Below are 12,134 nucleotides of genomic sequence, written 5' to 3' on the forward strand. Positions count from 1 at the left end.
CGGGATCCTCGACGGGCCCCTCGCCGTCGCCCGCGGTCCGGCGTACGATCCGTGCATGTCACCGCCGTCGGGCTCCGCGCGCGCCGGTCGGATCGCGGGCGGGGTGAGCGTCCTCGCCGGTGTGGTCGCCGTCTCCGTGTTGCTGTCGATCCCGGTCCCGACCGGCCGGTCCACACCGGAGCCACTCGTCCGTGCCACCCCGTCGACGGCACCCGCGCTGCCCCCGGTGGACGAGCCCTGGTACCGCACCGGCCTGCCCGTCGAGGGCGACATCGTCCCCATCGGTGCCCGCACGACCGGTCGCGTCGAGGTCGTCCGGTCCGGCGAGCGGAGCGTGCGGGTGACCATCACCGACTTCGCCACCGACCTGACCACGGCCGACATCCGCGTGCAGCTGACCGCCGGAGACGTGATCGACGGTCGGCACGGCGCACGATGGGTGCCGGACGGCAACCCGGTCGAGGTCGGTGTCGTCCCGCACGGCGCGACGTCCGCCGTGATCGAGGTCAGCATCCCGCAGATCCTGCCGGACCCGGTGCACTCGCTCGTCGTCCTCGACTGGAACACCACCACGATCATGGGTGGTGCGGAACTGGTCCCCGCATACGGCACGATGGTCGGGTGACGCTGCCTTCCCTCGCCGACCGGGTGTGGTGCCGCCTGCAGCTCGACCGTCTCGCCGGCGGACGCCAGGCGGGCTACGTCATCCGGCAGGACATGCTCGCGCACCCGGACACGGTGCGCTCGTTCCGGTGGATCCGCTGGCTGCTCGTCGCGGAGACCGTCGTGGGCCTGGCGGCGATCGTCATCGCGATCGTGCTCACACACCTGGGGCAGACGGTGCCGTGGGCGGTGTGGTTCCGCGCCACGGTCGTGCTGCTCATCACCCTGACGCTCTACGTCTTCGCCTGGCGCGCGCAGCTCGGCTACTACTGGGCGTACCAGCGGCTCCGGCTGTTCAGCCGGGTCTTCCCGATCGTCACACTCGTCATCGCGGCGATCCCCGGCCTCTACCCGTTCTGGATGGTCGTCGAGCAGATCCTGTTCTCGGTCCTCATGGTCGGGATCGGGGACGTCCTCACCTCCGACCACATGCGCTCGACGTTCCCGAAGCCGGTCCGCCGACCCGCTCCGTAGGATCGCACCATGGTGATCCTCGGCGGTGTGCGGTTCGACCCGGACGACCTCCCGCGGTTCGCGGGCGAGTTGACCGCGCGGGTGTTCGGCGGCGCCCGGGTCCCGACCCTCGACGAGCCGGACGTCGGCGACGCGATCGCGCTGCTGGCCGAGTCCGGCGGGGGAGCGGTCGACCCGGACGAGTTCGACCCGGCGGAGCTCCTGGCCTACGTCCTGGGCATCGTCGCCGCCGAGACGTCCCTGCCCGCCGCTGCACTGCTCGCGCCCGTCGACCTCGACGTCCGCCGCGCGCGGGTGGAGGACGCCGTCCGCCGCGTCGTCGGCCACCGCGCCTGACACCAGCCGGCACCGGCACCAGCACCAGCACCGGCACCAGCACGAGCACCAACACGAGCACCAGCACCAGCACCGGGTCGCGCAACGCCCGGACCCGGGACCGACAGAGCCTGCCACGATCAGCGTGGGCGGAGCATCGTGGACACCATGACGAACACGACCCTCCCCGGTGGCACCTTCCGCCTCGCTGACGACCTCGAACTCACCCGCGTCGGGTACGGCGCGATGCAGCTGGCGGGCAAGGGGGTGTTCGGACCCCCTGCCGACCGTGACGAGGCGATCCGCGTCCTCCGCACGGTCGTCGAACTCGGCATCACGCACATCGACACGTCGGACTACTACGGCCCGCACGTCACGAACGAGATCATCCGCGAGGCCCTCCACCCGTACCCGGCGGACCTCCGCATCGTGACGAAGGTCGGCGCCCGACGTGACGCGAAGGGCGGCTGGCCGAATGCCCGCGAGCCGCACGAACTCGTCGAGCAGGTGCACGGCAACCTCGAGCGGCTCGGCGTGGAGCGGCTCGACGTCGTGAACCTCCGCATGGGCGGCTTCGACGCGCCGCAGCCGGGATCGATCGCCCCCCAGTTCGAGGCACTCGCCGAACTCCAGCAGCAGGGGCTGATCAACCACCTCGGCGTGTCGACCGTGACCGCCGAACAGCTCGCCGAAGCGCAGGGCATCGCCCCCGTGGTCTGCGTCCAGAACCTCTACAACCTCGCCCGCCGCGAGGACGACGCACTCGTCGACCTCACGGCCGAGCAGGGCATCGCGTACGTCCCGTACTTCCCGCTCGGCGGGTTCTCGCCGCTGCAGTCCGAGGCCCTCGACACGGTCGCGGCCCGCCTGGACGTGCCGCGCCTCACCGTCGCGCTCGCGTGGCTGCTCCAGCGCTCGCCGAACATCCTCCTGATCCCCGGCACCTCGTCGGTGGCCCACCTCCGCGACAACGTGGCGGCCGCCGGCTTCACCCTGCCGGCCGACGCGGTCGCCGAACTCGACGCGATCGGTACCGGCGCGTAGGCGCCACCACCCGGGTCGGCTGGTGCCGACGACGGACGGGAGGCTCGTGGCGGCGCCGCCAGGAGCCTCCCGTCCGGCCTGTGGAGAAGTCCGCAGGCCGTCGGTGCGGTCCCCTACGATGGTCCGCACGGGGGTGACGTGTGAAACTCAAGATGACCATCGCGGACACGGCGGGGACCGAGCAGGACGTCGTGGTGACGGCGGACGTGACGGCGACCATCGGGAGCCTGGCCAACCGGCTCGCCACCGGCAGCCCCGGGGACGACGTCCCGCTGACGCTGCGGGTGCAGTTCCCGGACCGGCCGCAGGCCCGCCTGCTCAACCCGTCCGCGACCGTGCACGAGTCCTCGCTGCGGTCCGGCTGCCGCGTCGAGATCGTCCCGGCGACGGAGCGCCGACGCGGCGACGACGTCGAGGACGCCCCCGCGGCCATCGCGCAGGTGCTCTCCGGGCCGGAAGCCGGCCACGAGTACACGCTCACCCAGGGCGTCAACCTGATCGGTCGCGACGCCATGGCGCAGGTGTACCTGTCCGGCGACCACGAGGTCTCCCGACGACACGCGTCGGTGATGGTGGGCGACACGATCGAGGTCGTCGACCTCAACTCCGCGAACGGCGTCGCGGTGGACGGCCGGCTCGTCGCCCGCGCCTTCGTCGAACCCGGCACGACGATCCAGGTGGGGGAGACCCGTCTGCGGATCGTCCCGCTCGCGGCACCCGGCGTGCCCGTCGCGCCCGGGTCGGTCGGGGCGCCCGCACACGACGCCTTCTCCCGGTCCCCGCGCGTGGAGCCCGCGCACCGCGGCAAGCAGTTCACCCTCCCGGAGATCCCCGTGCCCGGCGAGAAGCCCCGGCTGCCGATCCTCGCGATCCTGGCGCCGATCGTGCTCGGCGCCGTGCTCTTCCTGGTCACGAAGCAGCCGTACACCCTGATCTTCATCGCGCTCTCGCCGGTCATCATGATCGGCACCTGGATCGACCAGCGCGTCCAGGTGAAGCGGCGGAAGCGCGACGAACGCCAGCGGTTCGAGGACTCGCTCGCCGACACCCGCACGCGGCTCGCCGCCGAGCGCGAGCGCGAGATCCAGGCGCGGGTCGCCGAGTCCCCGTCGCCCGCGGTGGTGACCGCCGCCATGCGCTCGCGCTCCGAACTCCTCTGGACCCGCAAGCCCGAGCACACGACCTTCCTCGAGGTCCGGTTCGGTGCCGGCACGTTGCCGTCGCGTGCCACCATCACGATGCCGTCGAAGAACTCGGGCAGCGTCGACGACTGGAACCGCGCCGAGGACCTCGCCGACGAGTACGCCACCGTGGGCCCGGTCCCCGTGATCGAGACCTTCGAACGCGCCGGTGCCATCGGTGTGGCCGGCACCGGTCTGGCGGCGGACGACGTCGCCCGGTCGCTCGTGGTGCAGCTCGTGGGCCTGCACAGCCCCGCCGACCTCGTCGTCACCGCGTTCGCCGGTGGCACCACCACCGACCAGTGGGGCTGGCTGAAGTGGCTGCCGCACGTCGACTCGCCCTACAGCCCGCTGCGGTCCGGCGGCCTCGTGCGTGACTTCGCCGGCGCGTCGACGCTGCTCGCCGAGCTCGAGGGCCTCGTCGCCACCCGCCGCGACGCGGGCGCCGGCCGCGGCGAGCACGTGCGGTCTCGGCTCGACGAGTCCCGTGCCCTCGACGAGGAGCACGGCGAGTCCGTCGACCGCCTGCCGGCGACCCCGGCGGTGCTCGTCGTCGTCACCGCGGAGGCCCCGGCCGACCGCGCCCGGCTCGTCGCGCTGGCGGAAGAGGGCGCCGACTTCGGGGTCTTCGTGCTCTGGCTCGCGCCGACGCAGCAGGCGCTCCCGGTGGTGTGCCGCACGTACATCACGCTCGACCGGCAGAGCGGCACCGCGACCGTCGGGTTCGTGCGCACCGGCCAGGCCGTCGAGCTCGACGAACTCGACCGCGTCGACCCGCTCGAAGCCGCCACCGTCGCCCGGGCCATCGCCCCGGTGCAGGACACCGGCGCCCGCGTGCTCGACGAGACCGACCTGCCGCACAGTGTGGCGTTCGTCGACCTGTACGAGGGCGACCTGGCCGGCGACCCGGCCGCCGTCGTCAGCCGCTGGTCGAAGAACGACAGCCTCACCGCGGACTGGGTCCCCGGTGCCGGACGCGAAGCCGGCGGCATCCGGGCCGTCATCGGGCAGGGGCCGAGCGAGCCGCTCGCGCTCGACCTCCGCGCGCAGGGACCGCACGCGCTCGTCGGTGGCACCACGGGCTCCGGCAAGAGCGAGTTCCTGCAGACGTGGATCATGGGCATCGCGGCCGAGTACGCCCCCGACCGCGTGACCTTCCTGCTGGTCGACTACAAGGGGGGCGCCGCGTTCGCCGAGTGCGTCGGGCTGCCGCACACGGTGGGGCTCGTCACCGACCTGAACCCGCACCTGGTGCGGCGTGCGCTGACCTCGCTGCGCGCCGAACTGCGCTACCGGGAACACCTGCTCAACGAGCGCGGTGCGAAGGACCTCGTCACGCTCGAGCAGCGTGGTGACCCCGCCGCGCCGCCGGCGCTCGTCATCGTGATCGACGAGTTCGCCGCGCTCGCGTCGGAGATCCCGGAGTTCATCGACGGCGTGATCGACGTCGCGCAGCGCGGGCGGTCGCTCGGCCTGCACCTGGTGATGGCGACGCAGCGCCCGAGCGGGGTCATCAAGGACTCGCTCCGGGCCAACACGAACCTCCGCATCGCCCTCCGCGTCGCGGACGAGGTCGACAGCTCCGACGTGCTCGGTGTCCCCGACGCGGCCTGGTTCGACCCGGGGACCCCCGGTCGTGCCGCAGCCAAGACCGGCCCCGGGCGCGTGCTGGACTTCCAGACCGCGTACCTCGGCGGCCGGTCCGACGACGTCGTCGTGCACGAACCCGACGTCGACGTGCAGGACTTCCCGTTCGGCCCGGGCACGATGTGGCCGAGCGCCGTCCGTGCCCCGCGGGACACCACCCGGGCGAAGGACATCGAGCGGCTCGCCCGCACCATCGCGTCCGCGGCGGACCGTCGCGCGCTGTCGATCCCGCGCAAACCCTGGCTCGACCAGCTCGGCGAGACCGTCGACCTCGGCACGCTCGCACCCTCGACCGGGTCGGCGCTCGTCATCGGCACGCTCGACGTCCCCGAGGACCAGCGCCAGTCGGCGTACGCGGTCGACCTCGACGCCGCGGGCAACGTCGCCGTCATCGGCGCCGGTGGTTCAGGGAAGTCCACCGCCCTCCGCGCCGTGGCGGTCGCCGCGTCCGCCGTGGCCGACCGGCACCCGGTGCAGATCCACGCGCTCGACTTCGGCGGTGGCGGGCTGTCCATGCTCGAGGCCCTGCCGACCGTCGGGTCGGTCATCAGCGGGCCGGACGACGAACGCATCACCCGGCTGCTCACCGACCTCGAGGCCACGATCGCCGACCGGTCCACGCGCTTCGCCGCCGCGCGCACCGCATCCCTCACCGAGTACCGCGCGGTCTCCGGCACGGCCGAGCCGCGCATCCTGGTGCTCATCGACGGCATGGGTGCCTTCCGGAACGAGTACGAGTTCCGGCCGGGCACGCTGCAGCTCTTCGACCAGGTGCTGTCCCTGGCGTCGACCGGGCGGGCGCTCGGCATCCACCTCGTCATGGCGGCGGACCGCGTCGGGGCGTTCCCGACGAACCTGCAGGCCAACATCGGCGAGCGGATCGTGCTCCGGCTCGCGAGCGAGATCGAGTACAACGCCGCCGACGTGCCGGCCGACGTCCTTGACGACGCCGTGCCCGGGCGCGGGCTCGTGGACGAGCACGAACTCCAGGTCGCCGTCCCCGCCGGCAGTGCCGACCTCGTGGTCCAGGCGGCAGCGGTCGAGGCCCTCGCCGCGTCGCTCGTCAAGCGTGGCGTGCCGCGCACCCCGGAGATCCGCCGGCTGCCGGCCGTGGTCGACGCCGGGACCCTCGGCGCGTCCGTGCGCGGCCGCCCGACGATCGGCCTGGCCGACGACACCCTCGCCGCCGTCGGCATCCCGACCGATGGCCTGTTCGTCGTCACCGGCCCGTTCGGCTCCGGTCGCAGCACGACCATGCGCACCCTCATCGCGTCCGTCACGGCCACCTTCCCCGACCGACCCGCCTACCTGGTCGTCGGGCGACGCAGTGCCCTCCGGGACGCCGCCTCCTGGACCGAGCTCGCCACCGACTCCGACTCGGCGGACGCGCTCGCCGGACGCCTGGCCACATCGCTCGAGACCGGCGGCGTCGTCGGACCGGAGCCGTTCATCGTGATCGAGAACGTCGGTGACTTCGAGGGGCTGCCGGCTGAGTCGCAGGTCGCGCGGCTCATCAAGGCCGCTCGTCGCGCCGGGGTGTTCGTGCTCGCCGAGGCGGACACCGTCACGGCTCCGAGCGCGTGGCAGCTCTTCGGCGAGCTGAAGACCGCCCGCGCCGGCATCGCGCTGCAGCCCGAGGAGACCGACGGTCTGACGCTGTTCCGCACGGCCTTCCCACGGTGCACGCGGTCGGACTTCCCGCTCGGGCGCGGCTTCATGGTCGACACCGGCCGGATCACCCGCGTGCAGGTCGCGCTCCCCGCCCAGGGCGGTTCTCATCGCATGGGTGAGGAAACGTCGGGCGGTGCTACCGTGTCGTGAGTCGTCGGAGGGGCTGACGACCAGAACCACCAACTGAACGGGGAATCACATGCCGAACATCAACGTGTCCTACCAGGAGCTCAACGGCAACGCCGACCGGCTGCTCGCAGGGCGTGACGAGATCAACGCGACGCTGTCGAAGCTGCAGGCGCAGATCGCGTCCCTGACGCAGGCGGGGTTCCAGACCGACCGCTCGTCCGGCGCGTACAACGACGCCTACCAGCGCTTCACCTCGGGTGCGCAGAACACCATCGGTGGTCTGAACGACCTGGCCCAGTTCCTCCGCACCACCGCGACCACGCTGGGCGACGTCGACCAGCAGCTCGCGTCGAAGCTCGGCCGCTAGGACTGATCGGGGGAGGGCCGCCGCTCCGGCGACGGTCCACAGGGGGGTGAACTGTGTACGGGGAGATGTCGAACCTGCGGGCCAAGGCCCGGGCGCTCCGCGACGACGCCGACGGCCTGCGCTCACGAGCATCCGCGCTCGTGGCGCAGGCCGAGGCGCTGTCGTCGTCCTCCAAGGCAGTCGAGGGCGTCCGCGCCCGCGTGCGGGAGTCCGGTGCCGAGCTGGGCAAGAAGGCCCAGCTGCTCGATGACGCCGCTGAGGCGCTCGAGGCCCACGCCAAGGCCGTCGATGCCGTGAAGGCACAGATCGCCGAGGCCGAGCGGATCGCGCGTGATCTCTGGAACCAGGCGTCGAACCTGGTGGCGAACGTCGTCAACACCGTGAAGGACGTCGCGAGCACCGCCGTGAACGGCTTCATGAACGTGCTCGGTGCTGCGATGTCGGGCAACCCGGACCAGATCCAGGTGTCCGTGCACATGGTCGGCGGACGCGAGGTCTCGAGCTCGCAGGTCGCCAGCGCGCAGTCATTCATCGCCCAGGTCCCGGCACCGCCGGCATCGGGCTCGAAGGACTGGATCGACGCCCGCAGCGCGGCCAGCCGGAACGGCATCGGATGACGCCCGCACCGGACGCCACCACCGACGTCGTCGAGTGGGATCTCTCCCTCGACGAACTCCGCGCCGTGCGCGACCACCTGCCGGGGCTCGTGCTGCCGTCGTTCGTGCCCGATGTCTCGTCCGTCGCCAGTGTCGGGGTGGTCGACGCGCTCGTTGCTCGGGGAGTGCTCGCATCGGCGCCTGCTCTGGACGCCGAGTCGTGGTCCGAGGACCTCGACGGTCCCTTCCTGCTCTCCTTGGCCCTGCAGAACGCCGGGTCGATCGTCATCCAGGTCTCGGCCTGGACCCCGACGTCGACCACCGCACACTCGACGGTCATCCAGGCCTCCGCTACGTCGCACCTGACCGTGTGGACCGGTGTCGACCACGGCGACGGACGCGCACGGGTCCGTGGGACGGTCCTCGACCTCGCCTGGCAGACGCTCGCGTCGCTGGTGCCCGAGCTCGAGGTCACCGACCGTGTCCGCGGCACCACGACGGTCAGCACCGTCGCGTCACAGGCCATCGTCGACGCTGTCAAGGGCCGTGACGCACGGGTGCTCGACGCCGTCGTGCAGGAACTCCACGTGCCGGCCGACGCGGTCCCGCTCTTCCGTGGGCTCGCCGAGCCGGTGCGGCAGGGGTTCCGCGTGAAGGCCTTCACGCTGGACGGCGGCCCCGTGTTCGCGGGCAACTGGTTCGGCACCAGCCACGGGTGGCTGCGGATGAGCGTCGGTCTCGACGCCGCTGCGCGGACCGGCGAGGTCACGCCCGAACGCATCACCGACGCCGGCACGGTCACCGTGACGGCGCAGACCGACGAGGACATCCGCACGGAGTTGCTGAGCCTCGTCGCCGGACTCATCAGGGACAGGGATGTCATCGGGGGCAGCGATGTCTGACGGACTGAAGGTCGACTTCGCCGAGATCGACCGCATGGTGACGGGGCTGACCACCCTGAACGCCTACGCGCTGCCGCTCGTGCCGAAGGTCGGTGCGCTGTCGGCTGACGGCGACCTGCTCGCGTCGGCAATCCTGTCGCCGGGGACGGCCGTCGCTGCTGAGGGCGCGGTGCTCAGCGCCTCGGCGCAGCTCGGCGTGACGATGGTGACGACCGAGGCGCTGGTGGTCATCACGGCGTCAATCGTGAAGGTCTACGAGGCGGCGGAGACGGCCATCGCTGCCGCTGCTGCTGCGATCGAAGCCAAGGTGGCCGAGGCCGTGGTCTTCACGGCACGAGTGGCCACCGACGTCGCCCTCGGGGTGCAGACGGTGGTGTACACCCTCACTGCGGTCACGGCCATCGTCAAGCAGGCCATCGACACGGGTCTCGTCAGCGACATCGCGGGCATCGCCGGACAGTCGATGCAGCAGGCGCTCAGCACCGCGCTGCAGTCGGACGGCACCCTCGCGCAGCGCCTGGTCGTCTTCGCCTCCGCCGCGAGCAACAACTTCGGCGACAACTTCATGGCAGCGCTGCCGGCGCTGAGCCCGAAGATCGTGGAGGTGGAACAGAACGCCCTCGGAGACCTGCGGGGTTCTGACACCTACGAGAACCTCCTCAGCACCCTCATTGCCGATGGCCATCGCTTCGGGCTCTTTGAGGACGGTGACCCCTACTTCGTGACGGACGTCCTCGGATCCGACGAACGGAAGAAGCGGGCGCAGGACACCCTCTCCGACAGCGAGACAGCGCTGGGCAGGCACCTCAAGATCGATGATGAGGGAAACGTCATCCCGACCGATGTCGCTTCGCTCTTCGCGAGTTCGAGCCAGATCGACGGGATCGGGCAGGACGACTTCGCGAACATCCGCATCATCAAGACGATCGACGACGACAAGGTGACCAGGTACACGGTGCAGATCCCGAGCACGCAGAGCTGGGAGCGTGTCGCAGGGGTGACTCCGAACGACCTGACATCCGATGTCATGGCCATGCGGTACGGCAACAACACGGCCCTGTCCAACGCGGTGATGGCTGCGATGCGCCGTGAAGGCATCACTGACGAGCCCGTCATGTTGGTGGGGTTCAGCCTGGGAGGCATCACCGCGGGGGCCATCGCTGCGGACCCGCACGGCTACAACATCCAACAGGTCGTCACCGCGGGGGCGCCTGTCGGCGCGATGAACATTCCTGCTGCCACGAATGTGACCTCGTTCGAGTCCGTCAGCGACCCGGTTGCCGCGCTCGATGGCGTACCCAACCCGGACCGCTCGTCGTGGGACACCGTCCGTGGCGACGCTCCGGCGAAGCCGGGCGAGACCGGGATGCCTTCCGTGAAGGACGCGCACGACGCGGACCGATACGCTGTCATGGCAACGCAGAACCCGGCCGTGAACGCATCCTCCGACATTGCGCAATTCCTCGGGGGCGACGACAAGGAGTCTTCCGTGAACGACTGGGAAGTCAGGCGAACGCAGTGAAGCGCGGTTTCGTCAAGCGGGCGGTGTTCATCTCGGCTTCTATAGTGGGGTCGATGCTGCTGGCAGGATGCGCTCAACCCCACTCGGGAGGAGAACCATCGATGACCAATTCGGCGTCATCGGCTGCGGGTGGTCAGTCACTTGATCAGGCACGCGGCGAGCTCGAAGCCCGATCAGGTCTCACTGAGGCTTCCGTGACGGTCAACAAGACCGTTTCGGGGCTGCAGACGCATCGCCGGATCTGGGTCGAGGCGACCACTGATGCAACGGACTCGGGTGCGCAGAAGGAAATCGTCGAGTACCTGCTCGCGCTCGGCTGGTCGATCAATGACGTGGACGCTGACAAAGGGATCAGCGTGCGTCTTCACACGAACCCGCAGGTTGTCGTCGGCGACCTCGTGAAGTCGTCCTGGAGCGATCTCGAGTATCGCTCTTCGCCAGACAGCTTCAAAGAGCTCGTCGTCGTACCCCGAGGTGCTCTCGAGGAGAAGCTCGGAGACTGGCCAGGTCCGGTACCGGCCAGCGCTTGACCGAAGTCGGCGTCCGACAGCAACGACGGATTCTTCGACGAGCCCAAGGACACCGATCTTCGAGTCCGGAGAACCAATTGCGCGCACCACGTCGACAACTCACCCTGATCGTTGCTGCCCTTCTCGTATCGGGGCTCGCGGGTTGTTCATCAAACAAAGGATTGGAACCGCTAGCAGCGCGCGACCGAATACAAGCAGTTGACGGCGTCACCAGCGCTACCGTCACAACTGGTACCGATCGGCAGACATTGAAGACCACCCATTTCGTCGATGTCCGCCTGCGGCTCGACGGGACCGCTAAGTCGAGGGACCTTTCGCGACTGATCGAATACGCAGCGCGGGTCGCCTGGGCAACCGAGATCGATCATGAGCCGACGGACGTGCAGATCTCGGTGTCGAGTCCTCCGGTAGTGGATACGTTTGCGATACTTCAGAAACTCGGTCTACCGGCTAGTCCGGCTTCGAGTGACCACTCGTCAGCTCTGATAGGTGCCCGAATTCTCGAGGAGAAGTGGGGTCGATGGCCGGGATTGGTACCGGAGCGACTCGGGTGATGACAGTCGGGGCGCATATCAGCAGTCGGCGTTCGACGAAGCGGTTTGGCCTCTTGGACCCACGTCTTCTCGAGGGTGCTGGTGCCCCGGCGGCATCGCAACGCAGAACGGTCGGACTGGCGCTGCCTGCTCGACTTCGAATGGTGCGACTGGTCCTGCTCCCGGAATGCAGGCCCCGACCGGAATGCAGCTCAACGTCTCAGGCGTCGATGTCCACGCGGTCCTCGAAGACCTGGGGGCGGCCTCCAGCCCGGGACTCAGTGAAGCTTCTGTCTTGGTGCCCGGCAAGGTGATGAATTCGAAGTGGGGAAGGTGGCTGTGCGACGTGCCGGAACCGCGGCGGTGCCACTGCCGACCGCGCTCGGTCGACAGAACGGTCTTGTGGAGCAGGACCGGGAGGGCGACGGCCCGGGGACGCTGGCCAGGGCCGGTTCCGAAGCGCCTGAGTTGACGCAGGTACAGCTGAGCCCGGGACCTGCATTCGAATCGACGATTTCGGTTGGACCTCGGCGTTCTTGATCCTGTGTCGTCCTCGGCGC

General features: G+C 70.2%; 10 protein-coding genes. All 10 read left to right on the top strand.

Going from position 1 to position 12,134, the window contains the following annotated elements; all coding sequences use genetic code 11:
* The first annotated feature begins 55 nt into the window (after positions 1 to 55).
* Positions 56 to 625 (top strand): hypothetical protein, encoded by a 570-nt coding sequence (locus OXR63_RS03235; protein ID WP_267420027.1) that lies wholly within the window; start codon positions 56 to 58, stop codon positions 623 to 625.
* Positions 622 to 1,137, top strand: a complete 516-nt coding sequence (locus tag OXR63_RS03240) for a hypothetical protein (protein ID WP_267420028.1) — start codon at positions 622 to 624, stop codon at positions 1,135 to 1,137. Before OXR63_RS03235 ends, OXR63_RS03240 begins: the two co-directional genes overlap by 4 nt.
* A gap of 9 nt (positions 1,138 to 1,146) precedes the next feature.
* Positions 1,147 to 1,473 carry a hypothetical protein gene (locus tag OXR63_RS03245; protein ID WP_267420029.1) on the top strand — a complete coding sequence of 109 codons (327 nt, stop codon included), beginning with the start codon at positions 1,147 to 1,149 and terminating at the stop codon, positions 1,471 to 1,473.
* A 147-nt stretch (positions 1,474 to 1,620) separates the two neighbouring features.
* A complete protein-coding gene (locus OXR63_RS03250) occupies positions 1,621 to 2,496 on the top strand; it encodes an oxidoreductase (protein WP_267420030.1) in 876 nt (291 codons plus the stop codon).
* Positions 2,497 to 2,648: 152 nt separating this feature from the next.
* Positions 2,649 to 7,145: an FtsK/SpoIIIE domain-containing protein gene (locus OXR63_RS03255; RefSeq protein ID WP_267420031.1), complete on the top strand. Its 4,497-nt coding sequence runs from the start codon at positions 2,649 to 2,651 to the stop codon at positions 7,143 to 7,145.
* A 49-nt stretch (positions 7,146 to 7,194) separates the two neighbouring features.
* A complete protein-coding gene (locus OXR63_RS03260) occupies positions 7,195 to 7,491 on the top strand; it encodes a WXG100 family type VII secretion target (protein WP_071270879.1) in 297 nt (98 codons plus the stop codon).
* 65 nt (positions 7,492 to 7,556) lie between these two features.
* A complete protein-coding gene (locus OXR63_RS03265; protein WP_267420038.1) occupies positions 7,557 to 8,108 on the top strand; it encodes a hypothetical protein in 552 nt (183 codons plus the stop codon).
* Entirely contained in the window at positions 8,105 to 8,989 is an 885-nt protein-coding gene (locus OXR63_RS03270; protein WP_267420040.1) for a hypothetical protein, read from the top strand. The genes OXR63_RS03265 and OXR63_RS03270 overlap by 4 nt, the downstream gene beginning before the upstream one ends.
* Positions 8,982 to 10,511, top strand: a complete 1,530-nt coding sequence (locus OXR63_RS03275) for a hypothetical protein (RefSeq protein WP_267420042.1) — start codon at positions 8,982 to 8,984, stop codon at positions 10,509 to 10,511. The genes OXR63_RS03270 and OXR63_RS03275 overlap by 8 nt, the downstream gene beginning before the upstream one ends.
* A 101-nt stretch (positions 10,512 to 10,612) precedes the next feature.
* Positions 10,613 to 11,041, top strand: coding sequence for a hypothetical protein (locus OXR63_RS03280; RefSeq protein ID WP_267420043.1), 429 nt, complete (start codon positions 10,613 to 10,615; stop codon positions 11,039 to 11,041).
* Positions 11,042 to 12,134 lie beyond the last annotated feature (1,093 nt).

It is taken from the genome of Curtobacterium sp. GC_Cur_3 (assembly GCF_026544205.1).
GTDB lineage: Bacteria > Actinomycetota > Actinomycetes > Actinomycetales > Microbacteriaceae > Curtobacterium.

What these genes read in the sequence shown, in the direction of transcription:
- OXR63_RS03235 (WP_267420027.1), top strand. Translation starts at nt 56, where the DNA reads ATGTCACCGCCGTCGGGCTCCGCGCGCGCCGGTCGGATCGCGGGCGGG.
- OXR63_RS03245 (WP_267420029.1), top strand. Translation starts at nt 1,147, where the DNA reads ATGGTGATCCTCGGCGGTGTGCGGTTCGACCCGGACGACCTCCCGCGG.
- OXR63_RS03250 (WP_267420030.1), top strand. Translation starts at nt 1,621, where the DNA reads ATGACGAACACGACCCTCCCCGGTGGCACCTTCCGCCTCGCTGACGAC.
- OXR63_RS03255 (WP_267420031.1), top strand. Translation starts at nt 2,649, where the DNA reads ATGACCATCGCGGACACGGCGGGGACCGAGCAGGACGTCGTGGTGACG.
- OXR63_RS03260 (WP_071270879.1), top strand. Translation starts at nt 7,195, where the DNA reads ATGCCGAACATCAACGTGTCCTACCAGGAGCTCAACGGCAACGCCGAC.
- OXR63_RS03265 (WP_267420038.1), top strand. Translation starts at nt 7,557, where the DNA reads ATGTCGAACCTGCGGGCCAAGGCCCGGGCGCTCCGCGACGACGCCGAC.
- OXR63_RS03270 (WP_267420040.1), top strand. Translation starts at nt 8,105, where the DNA reads ATGACGCCCGCACCGGACGCCACCACCGACGTCGTCGAGTGGGATCTC.
- OXR63_RS03275 (WP_267420042.1), top strand. Translation starts at nt 8,982, where the DNA reads ATGTCTGACGGACTGAAGGTCGACTTCGCCGAGATCGACCGCATGGTG.
- OXR63_RS03280 (WP_267420043.1), top strand. Translation starts at nt 10,613, where the DNA reads ATGACCAATTCGGCGTCATCGGCTGCGGGTGGTCAGTCACTTGATCAG.